This window comes from Vibrio sp. QJM3NY_35 (genome assembly GCF_057785915.1).
On the sequence record NZ_CM173508.1, the window covers coordinates 177,352 to 202,331 of the forward strand.

The window sequence follows — 24,980 nt, forward strand, 5'->3', positions numbered from 1 at the left end:
AAGAAATATGAATGCACTCATAAGAAAAGATATATCGAGCAAAGTCCTGTTTGAGACAGATGTTTCAGTTTATGTATTACTAGCAATGGTATTATAATCGGGTAATTAAACTACATATTAATACAAATGTGAGAATAAAATAATGTGGAATAGATTAAACAAATCAATGATGTTCTGCCAGATGATGTTTGGACTTTCGTTCTATGGCGTCATGGTGATCTTGACTCGTTTCTTCCTTGAAGATCTGAACTACAATGAAGCCGACACCATGATGGTTGTTGGTGCTTTCTCTGCAATCGGACCGCTATTTGCTATCGCAGGTGGCTTTATCGCCGACAAGTTTTTAGGCGCTTACCGATCTTTAACCATTGCCTTCCTAGGGTTCGCAAGTGGTTACGTTCTACTGGTACTTGGTGCAGCAGCAACCAATGTTCCGATGGCATTATGTGGTATTGCGTTAGCAAGTTATGCACGTGGTTTGATGTCTCCTTCTTACCCAAGTCTCTACAAACGCACGTTCAAAACACAAGAAGATTTTGAAAACTGCTACCCTATCAACTACTCAGTAAACAACATTGGTGCACTGTTAGGTCAGTACTTATTCCCAATGCTAGTGCTTGTTGTTGGCTTCCACGGTGGCTTCCTTCTGTCTGCTGTTCTAGCAGGCGCGGCACTACTGATGATGTTGTTTGTTCGTAAAGGCCTTGTTGAAGCAAGTGCTGAAATCGACCAGCAACCAGTAAGCACTAAAAACTGGGCTGCTTTCCTAGGCTTATCTGCAGCAATGATCGGCTTAGTATTTTTCATGTTCTCTAACATGGATATTGGCCAAAACATCGTTTACGCGATCGGTGCTGCAGCCATTATCTACTTTGTCTCTTTGATGGTGAAATCAAAGAAATCAGACATGCTGAAAATGGGCACCATCTTAATCATCACATTCCTGACTACATGTTTCTTCGTGTACTACGGCCAAATGATGACATCGATGACAATGGTAGCAATCAACACCATGCGTGGTGACCTATTTGGCTTCATTCCTGTTGCACCAGAGGCGTCAATGGCAATGAACCCACTGTGGTGTATGGTTGCAGGCCCTATCATCGCAGGTATCTTCTCTAACCTAGAAAAGAAAAACATTAACTTCTCTACCGCAACCAAAGTCGGTTTCTCATTCATTCTAACGGCTATTGCTTTCGGTATCCTGACAATGGCAGTGACCACAGTTGGTGAAGACGTTCTGATTCGCCCTGAAGTATTCCTAGCAATCCACTTCTTCCTAGCATTTGGTGAAGTAATTGTTGGCTCTATGGTTGTGGCGTTCATTCTGTCTGTCGCACCTAAGCACATCGAGAACTTCTCAGTAAGTTTGTTCTCTGTTGCTATCGCACTATCAGGCATTGTTGGTGCCGTATTCTCAACGTCTATTGCACTAGAGAAAGGTCAAGAGATCACACAAGAGATCGTGCAAACCGTTTACGGTGATTACTTCCAAATGCTGACTGTTCTTGCAGTCGTAATGGTAGGTATCGCAATGGCAGCATCGTTCATTATTCGTAAGATGCTAGAAGCTGCGAAAGCCGCTGACGAAACGATTGAACTAGAGCAAGCAAACAACTAATTCTGTTCGCTGAGCCAAACTAATCCTAAGAGCCCTTTAGTTTTCTAAAGGGCTCTTTTTTTGTCGGTTCTATTTCTTAATAGGATCTGTCGTATAAGTAGGTAGTACATGTGTAAATCAAAGTAAATGATAACTATTAGTATTGAGTGTTTTTTAGTTCAGGATTATGATGTGGAAATCAAAATCTAAGAGATCCTTATATGAGCAAGCCTAGCCCTATCACATTAACCGTTACTCAAACCTCAACCATTACTCCAAACATGCAGCGTATTACGTTTAGCGGTGAGGGATTAAGTAAGTACCCTGCTGAATGTGTAGGCGGCTACATCAAGCTACTATTCTCGCCACTAGGCACGACTGATTTAAGCCAACTAAACGAAGGTGAGCGCCCAACCATGCGCACTTACACCATTCGTCAGTACAATCCTGTAGAACAATGGATTGAAGTTGATTTTGTTCGCCATATCACTACAGATTTGCAATGTGGTTTTGCGGCTCGATGGGCAATGAATGCAAAAGTGGGTGACACGGTTTCAGTGGCTGGCCCAGGTTTAATTCAAGGTCTTAATCTAGAGTCAGACTGGTTCTTCTTAGTTGCAGATATGACTTCCCTCCCTGCGCTTTCTGCAAAAGTAAAAACGCTTCCAGAAACAGCAACGGGGCACGCTGTCATTCAGATCAACTCAGCGGCAGATAAACAAGCACTTGAAACCCCTCAAGGCATCAAAGTAACCTGGTTGGTTGAAGATGAAACTTCAGAGTCACTTGCACAAACCGTGCGCAACACAGAGTGGTTAGAAGGCCAAGTGTCAGTATGGACAGCGTGTGAATTTGAAAGCATGCGCGAGCTGAGACAATACTTCCGCAACGAAAAAGAAATCGCAAAAGAGAACATCTACATCAGCAGCTACTGGAAACGTGGCGTCACTGAAGATGGTCACAAAGTGTTGAAACAACAGGATGCTCAAGCTTTAGCGGGTTAAGTCTTTTACTACCTACAGCTTCTTACTAGATAAAGAGAAAACGCCCTTGACGAAGTTTGTATCGCTAAGGGCGTTTTTGATTTAGCTTAATATAGATGCCTCTGCACAAATATCCAATCGTTCCGGCGAGCTTTTAAGTCAATGAGATAACTAAGCCAGCAATAATTAGAGAGACGCCTACACCGCGAGTCGCGTGCCACTTTTCCTTTAAAAAGTAGATCCCCATCACTACGCCGAAGATGATACTTACTTGCCTAAGTGCCACAACCAAGCTGACGTTCTCTGTCATAGTCATCGCAAATAACACCAAACCATAAGTCGAAGCCATCATGATGCCAGCAAGTGTCGCTCTTTTACGTAGTAACCAAGCGTTATGAAATTCTATTCTTTGATTCGACACGAGTAACCACAGGCTCAGCGGAATCACGATCGCCCAGAACTGAATACCCAAGTAGAAAATCGCCGTGTGTTTATTAGTAATACTAGGCGTGCTTAAAGGCTCTAATAAGAGCATCGCCTCTTTATCAATAATGGAGTAACCCGTAGTGCCGATGGCTGCGATGAGCGCCCAAAACACACCAAGGTTCAGGTAAGCCTTCAGCCTCAGCTCAGAGAATTGTTTCAGTGGAACAAACAAACAGCCTAACGTGATCAGTGCAAAGCCAATCCATTGATTCAATGACAACTCATAGCCAATCAATACGGTTCCCAAACCAACCATTAACACAGGCAGCGCTCGTGCCATTGGATAGATAACACCAATATCAGCCTGTTTATAGGCGATGCCTAAGCCAATTAAATAGATGATTTGGCAAATGCCACTCAAGAAGAGCAACTGCCAGAATGGAATTGTGATGTTCGCAAAGCCGACGCTGTAGACATACCAAATCAAATAAGGAGTCAGAATCGCGGCAGCGGCAAAGCCAGACGCTAAGAAGAAAGATGAGCCAGAGCCTTGATTTGATTTACCGAGGACATTCCAACCCGCATGCAACAGAGCCGAGATAATCACGATGATGATGGCAGAGAATTCCATTTCATTCCTAACTTATTTACTGATAAGAGCAGTCGCTGAAAACAGGGGATAAAAAAGGCCTCCAGATAAGAGACCTTTGATCATTCCAGTTGGGCAAATCCCCAAAGTGAGGTGTGCAAGTGTTCTAACGTTCGACTAACGCTCTAACTGCGCTATCGACTCGATACTGATCGCGTCATGACGCCAATACTCAATATCACAGTCAATCAAATCGCCATTTTGATTGTAGTTAACACGCTCAACCACCATTGCAGGAGAACCCGAAGTTGCACGCAATGCTTGTGCGGTTTCTCCCAACAGAGACGTTGTGCTTACACGGTAACGGATCTTCTGATACACCACGCCAAAGTGCTCACGGTAAATGTCTGTCAGTGATTTAGACAGGTCATAATCGAGCAAGTTAGGAAACAACTCTGGTCGAATGTAGTTCGTCACATACACAACCGGCCGGTCTTCAAGGTAACGAACTCTGTCTACTCGATAAACATCCGAAAAAGGTTGCAGCTCAAGAAGCCTAGTTGCTTCCTTGGTTGCTAACATGCCTTTCGCTGCCACTAATTCTGTTTTCGGCTTACGATTCTGCGACAAAGCCATATTAGTGAAGTTCAGCGTTTGCGTTGGGTCGTAGCGCAGTGGCGCTGGAGAGATAAACCAACCACGGCGGTCTTCTCGATAAATACGCCCTTCAGCTTCAAGTGAAGACAGCGCTTCACGCAACGTTACCCGTGTTGTATCAAACGATTCAGCCAGTTTGCGCTCCGCAGGCAGCTTCTGTCGTGGCGTTAACATCCCCGACTCTATCTGCTCTACGATGACATCTTTGATTTTTACGTACTGCACTTCATTTCCTTTTATTCTTGTTCTTGTCGTCAGCCACTCCTTGGCCAACTGCAATATAAAGTGGTTCGCTAGCGTTTGCGCCAAGCTTGGGTGCGCTTCTCAAATAACTTGTTGATTAACATATGAATCAACTTCGCACTTGCCGCCGATATCATGATCATGACTGCCATGGCTGCTGCTGCACCGGTTTGTCCCGCATCGTCCATATTCAGTACTGAAACTGACGCAGGTATCGTATCGGTAGAATACAAGAATACTACCGCAGATGTCGTGGTAAGTGCATTAATAAACAGGTATGTCGCAATATCTAAAATCGCCGGCAGACAAACAGGTACCGTCACCTTAAAGAACAACTTGTATTGCGGTAAGTTTACCGAAGCCGCCGTCGCTTCAATTTCAGAAGGCAGCTGTTTCAATGCCGTTAACGCCGTCATGTGCCCTACCGTGTAGTAGTGAACCACGGTGTTGATCACCAAGAACGCCATCGTGCCATACAAAAAGTTAAGTGGGTTGCTCAAGTCATTAAAGTAGAAGATGTATCCCAAACCTAACACCATGCCCGGAACCGCCATCGGCACAACGCTGAGCATTTGCATCGCTTGACGAACTGGACCAAATGCTCTGCCTTTCTCGATGCAGTACGCACCCAAGAAAATCAGCACTGTACCGATAATAGCAGTCCATGCACCCAGCGTTAGAGAGTTGAAGAACGGCGTCCAACCATAAGTACTCATTTCTGCGAAGTTGTAGTTATTCAAGGTGAGTGCTTTGTTCCAAGGCCAGAACGTGACCATTGAACCGTATATCGCCATGCCTAGCACGATAACCACAGCAGCAGAGATGATGGTGCAATAAAAGAAACATAAGCCATCACGTAGTGAGCTAGCTTCAGGTTGGTACGCGACAGAACGAGTATCAAACAAGCTCTTCTGTTTCTTTTGAACCCAGCGGTCAACGGTAAACGCAAGCAACGCAGGCAATAGCAGTAAGATACTGGTTACCGCACCCATAGAGAAATTCTGTTGACCAACCACCTGCTTAAAGATGTCAGTCGATAACACGTTGTAGCTACCACCTATCACCTTTGGCACACCAAAGTCACAAACCACCAGCGTAAACACAACAATCAGGGTGCTGATCAAGCCGTATTTTGCCGCAGGTAACGTCACCATAAAGAAAGTTTTTAACGATGAAGTATTGAGTGCACGTGCTGCCTCATACAGACGAGCGTCAGAGGTTCTTAATGAGGTGGTCAGAATCATCAAGGCGTGTGGAAACGTCCAAAATATCAAGCCCAGTGAGATACCAATCAAACCATAAACCGAGTTGCCCCCCAAGACTTCTTTAGCGATACCTTGGTTACCAAATAAGAAGATAAGACTGATTGCAGGAAGCAGTGACGGAGCAAGAATAGGCGCAGAACCCAGTACTTGAAAAAGTCCTTTAAAAGGCATGCATGAACGAGTTAGCGCATAGGCATAACCAAACGCCAAGACGCCCACGACAACCGTTACTAACAGCCCAAGCGTAAACGTGTTACCTACCGACTGCCAGAGGCTCTGCGAAGCAAAATACGTTGCGAAATTCTGTAGTCCTACAAATTCTCCGTCTGCATTCTGAACACTCTTTTTCAACATTGCCCACAGTGGCATCAGAATAAATAGCGTCATGACCACAGACAAAAAAGCCAGAAGCCCGAATAGGATTACGTTGTCTTTACTTAACCGAGCAAGGAAAGGCGTTACTCGTCGTTGAATTAGCAGCTTAGATTGCATCATTTGAGTCGATTCCATGATTGTTACGCCGCCTCGTCTTTCATCACTTGCAGGCTTTCAGATGGGTAAGCTCTAAGGCCTTCTTCATCAAACGCTACGTAACGAATATCGCTGCGACGCAGTTTCAATCGATTGAACTCTTTAACTGACACATCAACGATGATCTCTTTAGCCGTTGAGTCATGTTGCAGCTCACACTCAACTCGATAGAACGCCCCTAAGAACTCGCTAGATATGATTCTGACGGGTAAAGACTCGTTAAAGCGATCAACAAACTGAATTTGTTCTGGACGCACCGCGATATCAAACCGATCGCCATGCTTTGGTGTCAAATTATCTAAAACTGGCAACGCTAACATCGACTCTGCAATGCGCATTTTGCCTTTCGCAGCAACAGAAGCTTGAATGAAGTTCATGCTACCAACGAATTCAGCGACAAAGCGGCTAACTGGATTTTGATAGATTTCTTGCGGAGCACCCACTTGCTCGATAACACCATGATTCATGACCACAATGCGATCGGCCATTGTTAAGGCTTCATCTTGATCATGGGTCACCATGATGGTGGTAATGCCTAGCTTACGCTGCAATTGACAGATCTCATCACGCAGGTGTGTTCTTACCTTCGCATCCAATGCAGACAGCGGTTCATCAAGTAGCAACAAACCTGGAGACAAGGCCAATGCGCGAGCCAAAGCAACACGCTGCTGTTGTCCGCCAGACAGTTGATTCGGATACTTTTGACCAGAAGTTGGTAAACCGATGGTCTCCAACCAAGATTCTACCGCTTCCAGAGCTTCTTTGGTCGACATCCCTTGATTCTTCAGACCAATCGCAATGTTTTCTTCCACTGTGAGATTGGGAAACAAAGCATAAGATTGAAACACGATACCAAAGTCACGCTTTTCTGGTGGCAAGAAGGTCGTATCATTACCGTTCTGCTCAATCGAGCCTGAGGTCGGTAAATCCAGTCCTGCAATCGCACGTAGTAGTGTCGTTTTACCGCAGCCAGACGGGCCAAGGAAACAGACGAACTCACCTTTATCTATCGATAGGGAGATGTCTTTTAACGCTGTAAATTGACCAAATTGCTTTACAACGTTTTCAATATTCAAATAAGTTTGGTTGCTCATACTACAGCACTCTTCATATGGTATATACCAAATTTAAACTGAGAATATTGCAGTTGAGTGACAAATTTATAGTAGCTAAATGACAGTTATATTGCAGATATAATAAGCATTAAAGATTGCTATTTGTTCTGCATTAACAGTTCGTTCAACGTTAAAAGCCCTCAGTGACTTGCCCATAAATCACTGAGAGCCTCAATGCAAACTTCCAATTTAAACGCTAGATTGATCTATGATTCAACCTTGTCGGCTTTGCCCGCCGCACCTGCGAGTTTGGATAACTGTTTATCTAGCCACAATGGCGTGTTACCCGAATCTTCCGCGTTCTCTTTTCTTCTTACCGCATCACGCACCATCATGGCACCTACCCAGCGGAATGGCTCAGGTGGGAAATGCCCAAGCGGTCCTTTGGTTAACCCACAACACGTCCAAGCATTATCGGTTCCGAGTACCATTGCTGACAAAATCTTCCCGCCTATACGGGTTTGAGCAACGCCATTGCCAGAGTAACCAAGCCCATAATAGATATTACTTTGGCCTTTTAGATTACCGAAAAATGGCAATCCGGTGACCGAACGATCTGAGCCGCCTGACCAGTTGTAATCGAATTCACTTTGCTCCAGTTTAGGGAACAGCTTTTGGAATGATTGATTGAGAATCGGCAGGTAATCAGTCGTTTGGTTAAACATGCTTTCAACTTGATTTGCAAACGAGAACTTATTGCCACCTTTACCCAGCATGATTCGCCCGTCCTGGGTATCTCGGTAGTAGTGGACAAAGATACGCGAATCCACCACCGCTGCTCCTTTTTCTGGGCCAAACTGCTTGAGCTTTTCAGGGATAGGCTTGGTCACTACCATATCGGAAGAGACTACCACTATGCTGCGTTTGAACTCTTTAAAGTGATCGAGCATCCACGCATTGAGTGCCAAAATCACTTTATCCGCAAATACGGAACCGCCTTTGGTTTGAATTCGAGCTGGGGAGCCATAATCGAGTGATGTCATCTCTGTGTTTTCGTGAATTTCGACACCCAGTTCGAGCGCGACTCGGCGTAAACCTCTAGCCAATAACGCTGGCTGAACACTGCCCGCAGCTTCTGAGTAGTAACCCTCAATGTGGCGTTCAGATCCCGCTTTATCAGCCAAAGAATTGTCGCACTTCTTCCAGCTATTGATTCCCTGCTTAACCAGCTCATTAACAACAGGTTCCATTCCCCCCTTTTGAGCTTCATTGGTCGCCGTGTAGTAAGTTCCGCTGCGATATAGATGCGCGTCAATCTTGTGTTCATTACAGAAGGCTTCGATCTCGTATATAACCTTTTCCGATTCCTTAACCAACCATTTCGCTTGTTCTTTTCCGTAGAGCTTTTTCAGCGTCGGATACTTAGTTGACCACGTCAGCATGCAACCGCCGTTCGCTCCAGAAGCACCGCTACCACATAGGCCTTTTTCAATCACCACAACATGTTTTTCGGGTTGCTGTTGTTTGATTAAAATCGCCGTCCATAAACCCGTATAGCCACCGCCGACAACGGCGATATCACAGTTGACGTCTTTTTGGAGCGGCTTAGCCGAATCTAGCCCCGCATTGATGTTGCCAAACTCTTGTTCCAACGCTTGCTTGAACCAATATGAGTAGTGCTTTGTCATTTGTTGTACCTTACTTAAAACCTAAAGGCGTAAACTAAAAAAGGAAGACCGAAGCCTTCCTTTACTGATTCCTAACTTCTAATGAGCTAAATAGTTAATTAACTGAATAGGTCGTCAGATTAAGATTTTGGCTCTGATTTAGCGTCAAACTTCTCAGACCATGTTTTCAGAACATCTGCACGTTCGCTGCCCATACGAGCGAAGCCCATTTTTGCCATGTTCTTCTCTACGTTCGGGAAGTTTTCTGCTTTACCTGTGACATCTTGGTGGCCAACAACTGGGTACATTTCGATGTAAAGTTCATTCGCTGCTTTAGAGATAGACCAATCGATAACACGCTGTGCTGCATCTGAAGGCTTAACAAGACCTACCGCTTCAGATTCCCAACCGATGCCTTCCGGTGTAATCACAGAAAGTGGCGCGCCTTGAGTCTTCAGCTTCGCGCCGCGGCTCGCCATAGAAATACCGATAGCCACTTCACCCATACCCGCTTGAACACATGGCTTCGAACCGGAGTGCGTGTAATGAGCAATATTTTGATCTAGCTTCTGCATGTAGTTCCAACCTTGGTCTTCACCCATGTTTTGTAACCAAGCCGAAACCTGCATGTAGCCCGTACCAGAAGACGCTGGGTTTGGCATTGCAATGTGGCCTTTGTAGATAGGCTTCGTTAGGTCATCCCAAGATTTAGGTGCAGGTAGGTTCAATTGCTTAGCAACTACTTCGTTGAAACAAACCGCATTGAAGAATGCGTCATTGCCATACCAAGCTTGAGTAGATTGCGGGTCGTTAAGATTTGCACGCAGCGCTTCTACACCTTGAGGAGTGTAAGGCTTAAGAATGCCCTCTTCTTTAAGCAAAGCCATTGAAGAACCCGCAAGACCCCATACGACTTCTGCACGAGGGTTGTTTTTCTCGGCCAATAATTTTGCCGTCATGATCCCTGTTGAATCACGAACCCATTTGATGTTGATGTCTGGGTTTTCACTTTCAAATGCGTTTTTGTATTTCGCTAAAATGTCAGTTTCAAAAGCTGTGTAAACCGTCACTTCCTGTGCTGCATAAGCATTACCAGCTAGTTGAGTAACTAATGCTGCAAGTGATCCTTTCATAAAACGGTTTTTCATCATTTTCTCCAGTCAGGCCCGATGCCAAGGTTAGGAATTGCCAAGGTTAAAGTTGTTAAGGCTAGAAGCTCCATCTAGAGGCTTCTATATCCATAAATTCATTTAGGTTATTAGCACAGACCCTCACATTGGTATGTACCAGATTTCGAGTATTAAGCTAACTGGCTTTTATGACGATTAAATGAACAAAAAATGGCAATTTAAAGATCGGGAAATTTCTCAACACAAGTGACAAATTTGAATATGAAGCTTTTGTGAAAATAACGTTTGGGCTATTTACGACCGTTTAAATTGGTTGTTAAAGTAATCGCAAATATTGGTATAGTCCAAAACGCAAATCACGAGAGTTGAACATGAGAAACGAATACTTACTACTGACACCAGGTCCTCTATCTACTTCTGAAACCGTTCGCCAAGCGATGCTAAAAGACTGGTGTACTTGGGATGATGAATACAACAAAGACGTTGTTGAAGTGATTCGTAGCAAGCTAGTGACTTTGGCGACTAAGCAAGCGGGATACACAAGCGTTTTAATGCAAGGTAGCGGCACCGCTTCAGTTGAAGCTACGATTGGCAGTGTTATCTCTAACAGCGGTAAGCTTCTGGTTGTTGATAACGGCGCGTACGGCGCTCGTATTGCTCAAATCGCAGACTATTTAAACATTCCATGCCTTGTCGTTTCTCCAGGTGAAACATCACAGCCTGACTTGAACGAAATGGAAACGGCATTGGCCATGGATTCAGACATTACTCACGTGGCAATTGTGCACTGTGAGACCACCACCGGCATGCTGAATCCAATTGAAGACATTGCCAAATTGGCAAAACAGCACAACAAAACCGTCATTCTTGACGCGATGTCGAGCTTTGGCGGTATCCCTATGGATATTGCTGACTTGGGTATCGATTACATGATCAGCTCAGCAAACAAGTGCATTCAAGGTGTACCTGGATTCGGCTTTGTTATTGCTAAGCAATCAGATCTCGAGAAGTGTAAAGGCCAAGCTCGCTCCTTAAGCCTTGACTTGTTTGACCAATGGCACTGCATGGAAAGCAACCATGGTAAATGGCGCTTCACCTCGCCGACTCACACAGTGCGCGCTTTTTACCAAGCCTTGCTTGAATTGGAACAAGAAGGCGGCATCGAAGCTCGTCATAATCGCTACCAAACCAACCAAACCACATTGGTTGCTGGCATGCGCTCTCTTGGTTTTGAACCTCTGCTAAATGATGACCTTCACTCACCTATCATCACCTCTTTCTACTCTCCAACACATAGCGATTACCAATTCAAGGCGTTCTATGACCGTTTGAAAGAGCAAGGTTTTGTGATTTACCCGGGCAAGGTTTCAAACGCAGACTGCTTTCGTATCGGTAACATCGGTGAAGTTTACCCGTCAGACATTGAAGACCTAATTGGCGCGGTGAAAAACGCTATGTACTGGGACATCAAATAATGACTACGACCAATCAAGAGCCCGTTCTAAAGGCGACACACTTTCGAAGCGAAGGCGATGTGAACACCACACCAGCGCGTGAAAAATGGAATGAGTCGCTAAACGATGATGCAACACAAGCGATGTTAAAGCGTGACTCTGACGTGTTTCTTCATCAAGCGATGTCAACGCCTTGTCTAGACACACTTGAAGCCGCAGAAGGCATCTATATTCAAGATGCGACCGGCAAGAAATACATGGACTTTCACGGCAATAATGTTCACCAATTAGGTTATGGCCACCCACATATTATTAATAAAGTGACTCAGCAAATGGCGTCATTGCCGTTTTCACCGCGTCGCTTTACCAATGAAGCAGCCATTCAGTGCGCTGAAAAGCTGACACAGATCTGCGGTGGTGATTTGAATCGCGTGTTGTTTGCTCCCGGTGGTACATCGGTGATCGGCATGGCGCTCAAACTGGCTCGACATATCACTAACAACTTCAAAGTAGTGTCGCTATGGGACTCATTCCATGGCGCGTCGCTGGATGCTATCTCTGTCGGCGGTGAAGCCTGTTTCCGCGAAGGCATGGGACCGTTAATGGCAGGCGTAGAACGTATTCCACCAGCCGTCTCTTATCGCGGTGCTTTCCCGCTTCACGATAGTTTTCCGTTAAGTGGGAATAACGCTAGCGATTCAAACGAGACTGCATGTGATGTGCACTACGCCGATTACCTAGAATATGTGATTGAAAAAGAAGGCGGTATTGGCGCCTTCATTGCAGAAGCGGTTCGTAACACAGATGTTCAAGTGCCAAGTCAGGCTTATTGGAAGCGTATCCGTGAGATATGTGACAAACACAACGTCATGTTGATCATCGATGACATTCCAAACGGCATGGGTCGCAGCGGTGAATGGTTCACACACCAAGCGTTTGATATCGAACCTGACATCCTATGTATCGGTAAAGGTTTTGGCGGTGGCTTGGTTCCAATTGCAGCCATGATCACAAAAGACAAATACAACACGGCAGCGCAAGTATCTCTTGGTCACTACACCCATGAGAAAAGCCCAATCGGTTGCGCGGCAGCACTCGCGACCATGGAAGTGATTGAGCAAGAAAACCTACTTGAAAAAGTACAAGCGGACAGCGTATTCGTGCGTGAACAACTGCTTCAAATGAAAGAGAAGTACCCAGTCATTGGTGACGTTCGCGGCATCGGTCTACTCTGGGGCGTTGAATTGGTCACCGACCACATAACCAAAACCCGAGCTTTCGATGAAGCAGAAGCAGTGCTGTACCAATGTCTAAACGATGGCCTGAGTTTCAAGGTGTCACAAGGTAATGTGATTCAGTTGAGCCCACCATTGATCATCAGCCGCAGCGAACTAGAAGTCGCTCTGTCTGTATTCGAAAAAGCGATAGCAAAAGTCTGTAAAGACTTTGAATACCTTTAAACCATCATCTAACCAATAACTTAAAACAATCATTCGTCTCCCAGAACAACCTGAGCCGGGAGAGAACAGAAATAGGACACGACTATGAACACAACATCACCTATCCAAGCGGTTATTTTTGACTGGGCTGGCACTATCGTTGATTTTGGATCATTTGCTCCAACCAGTATTTTCGTTGAAGCATTCAGACAAGGTTTCGACTTTGATATCGACTTAGCAGAAGCGCGTGAACCTATGGGGATCGGCAAATGGGACCACATCCAAGCAGTGGGTCGAATCCCGGCTGTTGATGCGCGTTGGAATGCCCAATTTGGGCGCTCGATGACCAGTGAAGACGTTGATGCAATCTATGCGGCATTTATGCCTCTTCAAAAAGCGAAAGTAGCTGACCACGCAGCGCCAATTTTAAACGCGATTGAAGTGGTGAATAACCTAAAAGAGAAGAACGTAAAAATCGGTTCATGTTCTGGTTACCCCCGTGAAGTAATGGATGTACTCATCCCTGCAGCAGCAGATTACGGCTATCGACCAGACAACGTAGTAGCGACTGATGACTTACCGCAAGGCGGTCGCCCTGCACCATTCATGGCACTTAAAAACGTGATTGACCTAGGCGTAACAAACGTTGCAGCCTGTGTGAAAGTGGATGATGCAGCCCCGGGCATTGATGAAGGTCACAACGCAGGCATGTGGACGGTAGGTCTTGTGTTATCAGGCAACGAAGCAGGCTTAACGTATCAAGAATACTTAGATGCAGACGAAACAACACTGGCAGCAGCACGAGAAAAAGCGAGCCTTAAGCTAAACAAGTCAAACCCTCACTACCTAATCGATACCATTGCAGACCTACCAGGTGTCATTGCAGATATTGAAAAGCGTTTGCTGGCAGGTGAGCGCCCATAACTCCTGTAACTTCTTCAAATCAGGGCCTATAGCCCAATAATCCGCACACATAAAAAGAAACCTCGTATCACCTAAAAATGATACGAGGTTTCTTTGTTTCCAATATTTGAGACAACAATTAATTGACAAAAACCTCTGTAAATAGCACCTTAAATATATAAATTTTAACAATTTCATTGACCATAATAAGCAACTGCACTAACAATGTAATAACAGTTCCAAGATAGGTTCGACCTGAATCTACGCCTTGAACGATCTACTGTTGCAGTGTCCCAATCAGTAAGTCGTCGCTTTAAAGGCTCATTCAGATAACAATAAGAGTTAATCCAAGGATAAGATTATGAAAAAATTGTCAAAAATCATGTGTGCTGTGATAGCTGCTTCAGGTTTCGCTGCTGCTCCATCAATTGCCGCAACGACATACGTAGGCGCAAAAGTTGGCATGGGTTGGCTAGATAGCGCTTGTATCGACAACATTGATTGTGAAGATGATTCAGTGGCGGGCGGTATTTACGGTGGTTACAACTTTACCGATAACATTGCTCTAGAATTGAATGCAGATTACTTAGGTGATTATGAAACCAGCTTTAACAACAACGGAGCGACTCAAAGATACAGCGATTCTATCGTAGCCATTTCTTTAAGCCCAATGTATCGACTAGCGATTAAACAAGAGTTTGATATCTTCTTTAAAGCAGGTCCTGCTTACATCATGCACGATGACGAAGACGACGTTGTTTTAGCCTTAGGTATCGGTGCCGAGAAACAGCTTTCAGACGATTGGGCGCTTAGAGTTGAATATCAATACTTCGATGATTTTGACGATAAGATTATCCAAGACCTTAACTCTAACCTTGTTACCATTGGTCTAAGCTACAATTTCGGTACAGGTAACACGACAGCTTCAGCAGCAACAGTAGCTACTGCAGCAGCAGTAACACAGGCTCCAGCTGAACCAATTGCAGAACCTGAAGCCGTTGTGGTTGAAGAAGAGACTGTTGTAATTAAAGCGCAAACTGAAAGCTTCTCTCAAGGCATGTTTGAGACAAACAGCACTGAACTGTCAACTGAGGGTGAAACTGCTCTAATGCCACTAGTAGAAGTGCTGCAAACTTACCCTCAATCGTCAGTCAATGTAGTTGGTCACACCGATTCAACAGGTGCAGCTGAGTACAACATGATGATCTCTAAGAAACGTGCTGCCGCTGTAGCTGCATACATCGAAGAGCAAGGTATTGAAGCAGACCGTATTACTGCTACAGGTGAAGGTGAAGAAAACCCAGTAGCAACAAACGATACTGCTGAGGGTCGTGCTCAAAACCGTCGTGTCGACGCAACGATCCCTGGTTTCGAATACCAAGAAGAAGTACAAGTTGAAGAAGTTATCGTAGAAACTGCTGAATAACAGCACTCTACCTTAGCCGAAATAATAAGGGCGGAGCACTCAAAATGCTCCGCCCTTTTCTTTATCTGTCTTTCTAATAAGCCGTAAGCCGTAAAGTAACGGCCCAAAGCCAAGCTGTACAATCCGAAAACTAAACGATTTCCCAGCTGTGAGTCATTTCTACGCCAGCACCTAACATTAGACATACTGAACAGTATTTTTCTAGCGAGTCAGCACATACTTTTGCAACTAACTCAGGATCAAGGTTGTCACCCGATACTTCAAAGTGAATGTTAATCACAGTAAAGATTTTTGGCGCGGTTTCACTACGTGTGGTATCCAGCTTTACATTACAGCCTGTGATGTTCTGGCCTGCAGATTTCAAACCATCAACCACATCAACAGAGCTACAACCACCAGCAGCCATTAACACCATTTCCATCGGGCTTGGCGCAGTAGCACCACCACTTCCATCCATCACGACAGAGTGACCTGATTGAGATTGACCTAAGAATTTAAAGCCTTCGACCCATTTAACTTCTGCTTGCATACAGTTCCTTAGATGACCGATAACCGCCATCACTGTCTATTATTTATTGTTAGTACCGACACCCTACTACTGGCGGCATTTATGAGCAAGATTTTCTCGATGACATATTTTTTTCATGAATGATGCAATTTTTTCCATCTAAAACCTGTCTCTATTCGTACATTCAAAATCGAATGAGAAGAACGTCAAGATGAGGTATCTATGAATAAATTATCTAAAATATTGGTATCACTCGTGGTTGCGCTACCACTGATTTCGCTGTTTGTAAGCCAGACTGGCACTGCCAATACAATGGATAAAACAGCTAATTCAGGTAAAAGTGAAATCGCGACACTGGCTGGTGGTTGTTTTTGGTGTACAGAATCCGACCTAGAAAAGCTGACAGGCGTCACTGACGTTATCTCTGGGTACTCTGGTGGTAAACTAGAAAACCCAACCTACAAACAAGTATCCTCAGGCAAGTCTGGTCACATCGAAGTGATCAACGTGACTTACAACCCTGATGTTGTTAGCTATGAACAGGTTCTTGACCAATTCTTCAGACACATCGACCCAACCGATGACAAAGGTTCATTTGTAGACCGAGGTCCTCAATATCGACCAGCTATTTTCTATCATAACCAAGCACAAAAAGATGTTGCTCAGAACTTCATGATGGAGATCGACAAAGCTAATATCTTTGGTGAACCACTAAAAACAGAACTGATTGAATTTGAAAAATTCTGGCCAGCGGAAGACTATCACCAAGACTATTACAAGAAGAGTAAAGTTCGTTATAACTACTACCGCTACGCATCAGGTCGTGACCAGTACTTAGATAAAATCTTCGGGGACGATAGAAAAGAGAATCCACAAACTATCCGTCAGATCATCGACAGCAAAAATGCGACAGCTAATGCTAAGACCTACGTCAAGCCGTCTGATGCAGAGATCAAAGCGAAGCTAACCGCACTGCAGTACGATGTAACACAAGATGACGCGACAGAACGCCCGTTTGATAACAAATACTGGGATAACAAACAGGAAGGTATCTACGTCGACATCGTTACTGGTGAGCCGTTGTTCTCTTCAAAAGACAAATACAAATCAGGTACAGGTTGGCCGAGCTTCACGCAACCAATCAGTGAGGCTTATGTCGTAACCACTACCGACTACAAGTTGCTTTACCCAAGAACCGAGGTCCGCAGTAAATTTGGTGATTCTCATCTAGGTCATGTATTTAAAGATGGCCCTAAACCTACAGGTTTACGTTACTGCATGAACTCAGCCGCAATGCGCTTTATCCCTGCGGATAAATTAGCGGAAGAAGGCTACGAAGAATACGTTGAGATGTTTGAGGGCTAAGCATTCAGCAATTAACGGTCAGCCTACGACAACAAAGCCAGCATATCGCTGGCTTTGTTTTTATTGACAGAGCTTTATTTATCAGCCCGTGAACCTAATTAACCAGTCAACACCGTGTCTTCTGGATATTTCAACAAGGAAGGTTCTGGGCGAGCTAGCATATAAGCCAAGGTCAAAGGACCGATACGTCCAATCACCATAACAACAATCATGATGTATTTACCGGGCTCAGTCAGGTTTGCGGTTAAGCCAGCCGTTAAACCAACCGTTGCAAAGGCAGAAATCACCTCAAACATGACTCGATCAAACGCTGCCTTTTCAGTAAGCATTAACAAAAACATCGCGGTGGTTAATAGCGCCCCACTTACCACAATAATGGCCAACGACTTTGTTACCGCTTGCCAAGTCACAGTGCGCTTAAACATCACCACGTGCTTTTTCTGACGTAGGAAGGTCCATGTTGCGACAAAAGCGACTGCAAAGGTCGAAACCTTAATACCACCACCTGTTGAGGTAGAACCTGCACCAATCAACATCAGTACAATCATTACCAACAATGCAGGCTGAGTGTACTGAGACAAATCCACACTATTAAAGCCAGCAGTACGAGCACTAGCCGACTGGAAAAATGCGGCTAGCCACTGCCCTTGAGTCGATAATCCTTCCATGGTTGCTGAGTTATTTCTTTCCAACAGCCAGAACAATACCGTACCTACCAACAATAGAGTCGGAGTGGCGGTTAGCATAATCTTGGTGTGTAAATGAAGATGTCGAAAACCTTTACGCCAGTTACTCGATAGGTCGCCGACGACTGTGAAGCCTAAGCCACCGAAAATAAACAAACCAGCTAACGTGAAGATCACCAATGGATCATCAACAAAACTCATCATACTGTCTGAAAACAGTGCAAAACCTGCGTTGTTGAATGCTGATATCGCATGAAAAAGTGCATAAAAGCTACCCGTTGACCATCCCATCTCAGGCACCCAGCGGAAACAGAGCAATACAAAACCGATAAATTCAGCCACTAATGCAAAGATTATGATCTTCTTAACTAATTTGCGAAGGTTAATCTTACGATCTTGGCCAAGCGCTTCTTTCGCGAGTGCTTGTTGTTTAAGGCTTAACCGAACACCGAACATGTATAGCAGTACTGCAGATAAGGTCATCTGCCCTAACCCGCCGACTTGCATCAAGAACATCAGTAAGATTTTGCCCGCCAAGGTGAAATGCTCACCCGTATCGACAACACCCAAACCTGTCACACTGATCGCCGAGGTTGCTGTAAACAGTGCATCCGTAAAGCTTAGGCCTGTCACGGAGAATACAGGCATCGTCAACAATATTGCAGAGGGGATAAGTACGCCTAAGAAACTCGTAAGGATAATCTTAGGTTCAGAGCCTTTACGCGGCTTTTTATCACTCTTAAGCGTGTAGAAAGTACCTTTTCGTTTTAACGAATTCATACTGTTACCTTATTGCCAATTACCAATTGCGTAGCTTTCTAGATAAGGTCTCTTTCGGCCCAGCGATGATCACCACATCCCCAATTTCTAAACTCACATCCAATTCTGGTGCTTTAGTGAGGTTCGGTCCTCGCTTGAAGCCAAGTACCTCAACACCATTTTCTTTACACAGCTTAAGGTCGCCAAGTTTCTTACCCAACAGTTTAGAACCAATAACAATCTCCGTCATCGCCAAGCCGCTGCCAAGATCGATAAACTCAAGAACGCGTCTATCCAACATCTTGCGCGCAACACGAATACCCATATCGCGCTCGGGCATGATGATATGGTCGGCACCAATCTTAGAAAGGATCTTGCCGTGAAACTTATCGTTCGCCTTTACCCAAACAGCTTTTGCGCCTGACTCTTTTACCACCAGAGTAGTCAGAATACTTGAGTTAACATCAGAGCCAATCGACACCATCACCATGTCGTAATCGTCGAGTCTTAACTCTTTGACGGTCTCCTCGCTTGTACAGTTCGCAACAATCGCTTGTGAAACAAAAGCCGCCGCTTCTTTCACTCGCTCTTCATCAATATCGACGGCGAGTACCTGTGCGCCTGAACTTTGTAGCTCTTTGCAAACAGATAAACCAAATCGCCCTAAACCGATAACTGCATATTGTTTGTCGCTCATTTGAAATCCTGTTTAGAAATTTTAATTACACGGGATAGCCAAACCTACATTAGTTTCTATCTCAAAAAAAGTTAGTTCTGCAAGAATAAGGTTATACTATTGTCATAATCGCTTGATTTATAAAGGTAGAGAACAACTCGAGTTTCTGCTAATTTCCAATTCATAATTTCTGCGGCAGCACACACAATGAATGAATTCATAACCCAAGTACAAACCTACATCAACCAGAGCCATAGTGATTGGGCAAACAGCGTCCTATTCATCACTATTGCGAGTTTTCTCGCTTGGGTAGCTTGGCGAATTATCCATAATCGCTTAGAAATTCTGGTTCAGAAAACCCCATTTCACTGGGACGATCTACTGCTAGAGGCACTAAAAACCCCTGTCAGCACGTTACTTTGGTGTTGGCCTGCTACTGTATCTGTCGGGCTCATCCTTCAAGACCAGTTTGGCAATGAAATCAACTGGTTAAAAACACTTAAGAACATATTAATTATCTGTACCTTCGTTTGGTTTACCTTACGAATGATCACTAACACAGAAGCCTATGTCTTAGAGCAAAAAACCAGAGACGAAACCACAGTACAAGCTATAGCGAAAGTCGCTCGCTTGTTCTTTATGGTGATGGGCGGCCTTACGATCATGCAAGCATTCGGTCTCAGCCTGTCTGGCCTTCTGACCTTTGGTGGTGTGGGTGGCTTGTAATCCTGATGCTAAATTATTATCACTATTATCTAAACCCTTAAATTTGAAAGATAAAATAGATAAAAACCACCCAAAGGCACATTGACACTTGTCAGAGTGACAGATAGTATCAATTTAGTTGTCAAATTTATGGTGAGAAAATGAATACTGCGATACTTTCTGAACTCTCACTAATAAAAGGGGCGTTATCGACTGGGTACTCTACCTATGTAGTGTCTGTAATTGATGCTGTAGAATGTGGGAAAAGTAAGTCAGTATTAGTGCATATTTATGAAGCCTACTGCTACTTAATGAAACAAGGTAATTACTCAGGCTTGGATATTTTAAATGACTCGAAAATGCTCAATCAACATTTTCAGTTATTAGTAGGTCTCATCTACTCAAACGACAGGTTAACGTTAAGAGGAAAATACGGTTACTGCCTGCAATATAAAAAAGTATTTGAGCGCATCGCACAGGATAAGCAATTAACGTTTGATAACATCAATTTTTCTACTGTTAAAGTTGCAGAGGATATCTCAAATTGTATTGAACAGTTTTGTGAGATTAAGGTTGATCAGACAAAAGCGAAATATCTGAACGGTTGGAGCGTTGAATCAAAAGAAGGCAATAAGCAGGAAGTTCATCTAGACGCTATTTATGTTGCATTTGGGGAGTCTTTTACGGATAAAATTCATTCGGCCATTAACAATTACGCATTTAAGCAGAATAGTACAACACTTAGAGGTAGCATCACTAACCTTAAGAATCTATTCATAGGCATGGCGAGTGCCTATACCAAACGCAACGGCTTTACGATAGAAACCTGTCTCAGTCGAAATCACACCCAAGCCTTCTTTCATAAGATATATAAAATCAATTTGGCTCTCTCTCAAGCTTCTCAGCTCAGCCCCAAGTCCTTCCATAATAAATGGAAGAATACAATTGGCATCTATAAAGAGTGCTTTATCGACACGGGCATTTTCGATGAGCCACTTAAGCCCTTCATTATCCCTGCGTGGAAAGATCCAATGGGCAAAGCACCCACCTTTTCTATTGGCGGAGAGCCAAAAAAAGAAGAAGCTCTTCGCTGGTTCGCGAATATCCCTTTAAAAATCAAGGACCAAGAAACCATTAAAATTATCACGCAGCGATTGGATAGGGATATGTCTCATATCAAGCATGTGTGCCAATTAAAGTTTAAAGAACTTATAGAGCGTGAAGCGAGAAACCAAGAGTACGTGAAAATAGGCTCAGTGAAGCCTGTAAGTGTTAAACACAACTCCGATTATTATGGTTATTGTGGTGAGGATGAGCTTGAAAATACTATTGCTACGTTCTCCCATTATGGGATTAAAGGAAGGGCGGAGTACCTACGGTTCTTAGGCTTTAAAGGCAATACGCCGCAACTCATAAAAGAACTGAATATCCCTACTAAATCAACACTTCATGTGCTGCTGACATTACTTATCATGGAGCACCCTCTAATTACGCCTAGCTGGATTGATAAGTGGTGTCTGTTTGATAAAAATGGCAATCAAACAGGTTACAAGGAAATGAACGGTCAGTATGTTGCGGTGAGTTATAAGTCTCGTAAAGGAACAAATGACGCACAGCAAACAGTGATACTTAATGAGTTCAGTAAGTCGGTGGTTGAGTTTTTAATACAGCATACTCAGATGGCTCGTGATTATTTGAAAAACCAAGGGGGAAAAGGGTGGCGAAAAATGATGCTCACTGCGACACCAATTTCTGTATTACCTATCCATTACATCCATAACTCTAAGATTCATAATACTGAGTTTCCCGATTGGTTGCGTGAACCAAAATTGATGGATGAAAATTTGAACATCACCCCATTAGACGCCATAGAGATTACGGAAATTTACTCATTGCGCTCCGTGAGAAGGCATCGTGGTTTTCAAATCTATCTTGAAAGTCAATCAATGGACGCTGTTGCCGAAGCATTAGGGCATAAGAGTAAAGATCCGAAATTACTTGCTTCGTACTTACCTAAACCTTTGATGGACTTCTTTAATGCCAGATGGGTGCGACAGTTCCAAAATGCGATTCTACTCGAAGCTTTAAAGGACTCTAAACACTTGCTGCAAGCCGTAAATATGAGCGCAGAAGATATTCAAGAATTTTTAGAGAATCATGGATTGAGTGGTGTTCCAGAGCATTTCGATCATGGTTTCAGGCAACAGGCAGCAGGCCACAACAATGCTGATGTGGCTTTTAATGAGGTTGCGTACACAATTTCAACATCACTCTTACAGTTGTTAATGGCAATTCGCTTTATTGTTGAAAACTCTGATGACGAGGTGAATTTTTTAGACGTTGTTTCTCATTGGTATCAGTCAGCCGTGTTCGTTACTGACTCCCTAATGACCAGCAGTAATTATCAAGGTGATGCGGAGCTGATGGATATGTACGAAATTGCATCCAACAATAAAATAGACACCAACTTAATCAGTGGAGCGTTAGTATGTTAAATGTCAACATTAATAATAACCAAACAGCTCAACTGATAGAGGATATTGTATTAGACCACTCCCTTCTTGATGGTTTGGATTCTGATGTGGTTAGAGATGTTATCAATTATTCAGCATTCAACGATGACTACCGAGTGCTAGACATCCTAGCGAACTCGCATACTGGCATTTACGACTATGACGAAAAAAAGCCTAAGTGGTTAGAGTCGAGCTTTGAAGACGCGCAATGGGTAGTCAAGTTCAAGAGTAAACCTAGAACCATATATTGGGATAGCGTCTATTTGGATGACGGGAAGAATCTGACTGATAAAGCCCATAAAAAGCTCTTAAATGCCTTTAAATACTGGCTTTTGGCGGTTGGTAACCCCTTTGAAAATGGTGGTCAACTAGTAAAGAACGCGACAGCCAGTGGTGCGTTTAATCGGGTTATCCTTTTTATCAACGCTATCTTATTGAACTCCAAAGCGTTAAAACTTGCGGAATACCAACTACAAAATGTGAACGAAGATTTCTGGCGTAATATCCTAATGAAATTAGCCGAGAATCGCATTGATGGTGTGTATGACTTTGATAAGCGAGCCGAAGTTCTTCTTAATCAAGTCAGTGATGAGATTTCAGACGACGAAGTTCAACAATTTCAAGATAGCTACCCACATATATTAGAAACCACTCATTACGATGACACTCGCTTGTCTTTAAAGCATCGCCAAAAAGCCTGTGCGTGGCTTTTTAAGCAGGGTTTTTATAAAACAACTGCCAGAGGTTATATATACGGCGGCAATATCGCAAGGCTTATCGCGTTGTTATTTGAGGGTAAAGCGCTTTATCACGATATTATTGGGTTGAGAAGTTATCCAGAACTGCACATTAAAGGGACTGCGCAAATAACTGAGTACCGTGCGGTTGAAAATGCTGATACTTCATCAGGCATGAGCGAGGTTGGTATTTCAGCCTATCTCTCTTCACTGAACCTGATTTATACCAGCCTTGAACGTAAGGATGCTGCTCAGCCACCTTTAATGTCCCAAAAGCTTAATAGTCGTAGCGTTGGATTATTGGTTGACATCAAAAAGTCAGGACGAACACGAACACTACCGCCTAAATTCGTATTTAATTTAATTAAGCAGTGCTTCGAATTTGCAATGGAGCACCTTCCCGAAGGTACAAGCACAGTTAATCTACTGGATGAAACACTAACTCAACTTTCAGAGGGGAAAGATAAATCAATAGTAGCGAACTCCAACCGACTTCGCCCTATTGTAGGTACCAAAGCGTTTGATGAAGCCCGACATCGAAATATGGCTTCTAAAGAGCGGGGCTACTGGTTTCAAGCTGGCGGGGTAAATTGCTTGAGCAGTGATTACCAAGAAAAAGGGGTTAAACAAATCGAACGCTTCACACTAAGTGATGAAAGTCGCTACGGTAAAATAAGAAACAATGAAAGTCTCTTTGATCTATTTTCGGTACTCCAAGGTGCAATACAGATACTCGTAGGTGCAATCATGGCAAGGCGACAAGATGAATTAGTCAATCTGAAATCGCATGAAAACCTCTCCCCTAATATTGACCCCTTTTCAGAAAAAGGAAGTCAATCTGAATATAATTTAGTATTCAAGGTTAAGAAGTCGGGCGACAGTGAAAAGAACGCCACTATAGAAAGACCGATTCCACTCTCTATTGCTCGACTCATTTGGCGTCTTGAGCAGTTCAATATAAAAGCAATGGATTTAAAGCTAGATCACAAAAAACTGTCTCTCTTCAATGTTTTAGATTCCCAGAGTTGTCATTTATCACCTATCGCCGTAGACACATTTAATGGATATCTTGATGCTGCATGTGATTTTTTCGAAACGGATTTAGTTCAATACCCTGATGGGGAGTATCGCAGGAACTACGTGCGTCAGCACCAATTCAGACGCTTTTTTGCGATGGCATTCTTCTGGTCGAAAGGCTTTGACGGCATGGACTCGCTTCGCTGGATGCTTGCACATACCGATATGGAACATCTATACCGTTACATATCTGAATCCGAGACGGGCGAGGTACTAAACGGAGCGAAGGCAAGTGTGATTGTGCGTGGCATCGTTGACCCAGAATCAGACATTGCCGATCTTGATGGTATTGAAGAGCTTCGTGAGATAATTGCTGAGCGATTAACGGGTGACGCCTCAACCCCGATAACAATCCTAACACTTAGTGAAGCGGCAGAGGATTACGATGATGAGTCTTATTCAACCGTTCCTACTATTAGCCAGATTCAAAAAGAACAGGATGTTGAATCTGAGGTGCTTACACTTCTTGATGAAGGTTTAATTACGTTAGAGCCAGACTTTTTCACAGTAAAGGGCGTTGACGGAGAGGAAGTTAAGGACTTCAACCTCTTACTAAAAATAAAAGACTTAGATTAAGGATTTAGCG

General features: G+C 43.8%; 18 protein-coding genes and 1 pseudogene. 10 read left to right on the top strand and 9 right to left on the bottom strand.

All coding sequences use genetic code 11. The annotated features are described in order from the left end of the window. Positions 1 to 142 precede the first annotated feature (142 nt). Both AC3CH3_RS16250 and AC3CH3_RS16255 read left to right on the top strand, forming a co-directional pair. Positions 143 to 1,621, top strand: a complete 1,479-nt coding sequence (locus AC3CH3_RS16250; RefSeq protein ID WP_488538675.1) for a peptide MFS transporter — start codon at positions 143 to 145, stop codon at positions 1,619 to 1,621. A 200-nt stretch (positions 1,622 to 1,821) separates the two neighbouring features. Then, entirely contained in the window at positions 1,822 to 2,604 is a 783-nt protein-coding gene (locus AC3CH3_RS16255) for a siderophore-interacting protein (protein ID WP_488538676.1), read from the top strand. Positions 2,605 to 2,737: 133 nt separating this feature from the next. On the opposite strand, the gene AC3CH3_RS16260 is transcribed toward AC3CH3_RS16255, so the two are convergent. From AC3CH3_RS16260 to AC3CH3_RS16285, 6 genes are all read right to left on the bottom strand, one after another. Beyond that, positions 2,738 to 3,640, bottom strand: coding sequence for an EamA family transporter (locus AC3CH3_RS16260; protein WP_488538677.1), 903 nt, complete (start codon positions 3,638 to 3,640; stop codon positions 2,738 to 2,740). Positions 3,641 to 3,775: 135 nt separating this feature from the next. Further along, positions 3,776 to 4,480, bottom strand: a complete 705-nt coding sequence (gene phnR / locus AC3CH3_RS16265; protein WP_004730140.1) for a phosphonate utilization transcriptional regulator PhnR — start codon at positions 4,478 to 4,480, stop codon at positions 3,776 to 3,778. 68 nt (positions 4,481 to 4,548) lie between these two features. Further along, entirely contained in the window at positions 4,549 to 6,258 is a 1,710-nt protein-coding gene (locus AC3CH3_RS16270) for a putative 2-aminoethylphosphonate ABC transporter permease subunit (protein WP_488538678.1), read from the bottom strand. A gap of 20 nt (positions 6,259 to 6,278) precedes the next feature. Beyond that, the gene (locus AC3CH3_RS16275) at positions 6,279 to 7,388 is read right to left on the bottom strand and encodes a putative 2-aminoethylphosphonate ABC transporter ATP-binding protein (RefSeq protein WP_371694639.1); all 1,110 of its coding nucleotides are present in this window, start codon (positions 7,386 to 7,388) and stop codon (positions 6,279 to 6,281) included. Positions 7,389 to 7,615: 227 nt separating this feature from the next. Beyond that, complete coding sequence (locus AC3CH3_RS16280; RefSeq protein ID WP_488538679.1) at positions 7,616 to 9,037, bottom strand: FAD-dependent oxidoreductase; 1,422 nt, start codon at positions 9,035 to 9,037, stop codon at positions 7,616 to 7,618. A 119-nt stretch (positions 9,038 to 9,156) separates the two neighbouring features. Next, positions 9,157 to 10,167 carry a putative 2-aminoethylphosphonate ABC transporter substrate-binding protein gene (locus AC3CH3_RS16285; RefSeq protein WP_488538680.1) on the bottom strand — a complete coding sequence of 337 codons (1,011 nt, stop codon included), beginning with the start codon at positions 10,165 to 10,167 and terminating at the stop codon, positions 9,157 to 9,159. A gap of 350 nt (positions 10,168 to 10,517) precedes the next feature. On the opposite strand from AC3CH3_RS16285, the gene phnW reads away from it, so the two are divergent. The 4 genes from phnW to AC3CH3_RS16305 all read left to right on the top strand — a co-directional run bounded on the left by phnW (position 10,518) and on the right by AC3CH3_RS16305 (position 15,368). Further along, positions 10,518 to 11,621 carry a 2-aminoethylphosphonate--pyruvate transaminase gene (gene phnW / locus AC3CH3_RS16290; protein ID WP_488538681.1) on the top strand — a complete coding sequence of 368 codons (1,104 nt, stop codon included), beginning with the start codon at positions 10,518 to 10,520 and terminating at the stop codon, positions 11,619 to 11,621. Further along, positions 11,621 to 13,060 (top strand): aspartate aminotransferase family protein, encoded by a 1,440-nt coding sequence (locus AC3CH3_RS16295; RefSeq protein WP_488538682.1) that lies wholly within the window; start codon positions 11,621 to 11,623, stop codon positions 13,058 to 13,060. Before phnW ends, AC3CH3_RS16295 begins: the two co-directional genes overlap by 1 nt. 84 nt (positions 13,061 to 13,144) lie before the next feature. After that, positions 13,145 to 13,963 (top strand): phosphonoacetaldehyde hydrolase, encoded by an 819-nt coding sequence (gene phnX / locus AC3CH3_RS16300; protein ID WP_488538683.1) that lies wholly within the window; start codon positions 13,145 to 13,147, stop codon positions 13,961 to 13,963. 340 nt (positions 13,964 to 14,303) lie between these two features. Then, positions 14,304 to 15,368: an OmpA family protein gene (locus AC3CH3_RS16305; RefSeq protein WP_019820418.1), complete on the top strand. Its 1,065-nt coding sequence runs from the start codon at positions 14,304 to 14,306 to the stop codon at positions 15,366 to 15,368. A 130-nt stretch (positions 15,369 to 15,498) separates the two neighbouring features. On the opposite strand, the gene AC3CH3_RS16310 is transcribed toward AC3CH3_RS16305, so the two are convergent. Then, entirely contained in the window at positions 15,499 to 15,897 is a 399-nt protein-coding gene (locus tag AC3CH3_RS16310) for an OsmC family protein (protein ID WP_488538684.1), read from the bottom strand. 201 nt (positions 15,898 to 16,098) lie between these two features. Between AC3CH3_RS16310 and msrB the strand changes: the two genes are divergently transcribed. Further along, complete coding sequence (msrB, locus tag AC3CH3_RS16315; protein WP_488538685.1) at positions 16,099 to 17,241, top strand: peptide-methionine (R)-S-oxide reductase MsrB; 1,143 nt, start codon at positions 16,099 to 16,101, stop codon at positions 17,239 to 17,241. A gap of 98 nt (positions 17,242 to 17,339) precedes the next feature. On the opposite strand, the gene AC3CH3_RS16320 is transcribed toward msrB, so the two are convergent. Together AC3CH3_RS16320 and AC3CH3_RS16325 are read right to left on the bottom strand one after the other, a co-directional pair. Further along, positions 17,340 to 18,707: a TrkH family potassium uptake protein gene (locus tag AC3CH3_RS16320; protein ID WP_017065604.1), complete on the bottom strand. Its 1,368-nt coding sequence runs from the start codon at positions 18,705 to 18,707 to the stop codon at positions 17,340 to 17,342. Between the two features lie 19 nt (positions 18,708 to 18,726). Then, the gene (locus tag AC3CH3_RS16325; protein ID WP_019820412.1) at positions 18,727 to 19,383 is read right to left on the bottom strand and encodes a potassium channel family protein; all 657 of its coding nucleotides are present in this window, start codon (positions 19,381 to 19,383) and stop codon (positions 18,727 to 18,729) included. 186 nt (positions 19,384 to 19,569) lie between these two features. On the opposite strand from AC3CH3_RS16325, the pseudogene AC3CH3_RS16330 reads away from it, so the two are divergent. The 3 genes and pseudogenes from AC3CH3_RS16330 to AC3CH3_RS16340 form a co-directional block, all read left to right on the top strand. Then, positions 19,570 to 20,085, top strand: a pseudogene (locus tag AC3CH3_RS16330) (mechanosensitive ion channel family protein); the annotation flags it as partial. A gap of 143 nt (positions 20,086 to 20,228) precedes the next feature. Further along, positions 20,229 to 22,562 (top strand): hypothetical protein, encoded by a 2,334-nt coding sequence (locus tag AC3CH3_RS16335; RefSeq protein ID WP_488538686.1) that lies wholly within the window; start codon positions 20,229 to 20,231, stop codon positions 22,560 to 22,562. Continuing rightward, complete coding sequence (locus AC3CH3_RS16340; RefSeq protein WP_488538687.1) at positions 22,556 to 24,970, top strand: integrase; 2,415 nt, start codon at positions 22,556 to 22,558, stop codon at positions 24,968 to 24,970. The genes AC3CH3_RS16335 and AC3CH3_RS16340 overlap by 7 nt, the downstream gene beginning before the upstream one ends. Positions 24,971 to 24,980 lie beyond the last annotated feature (10 nt).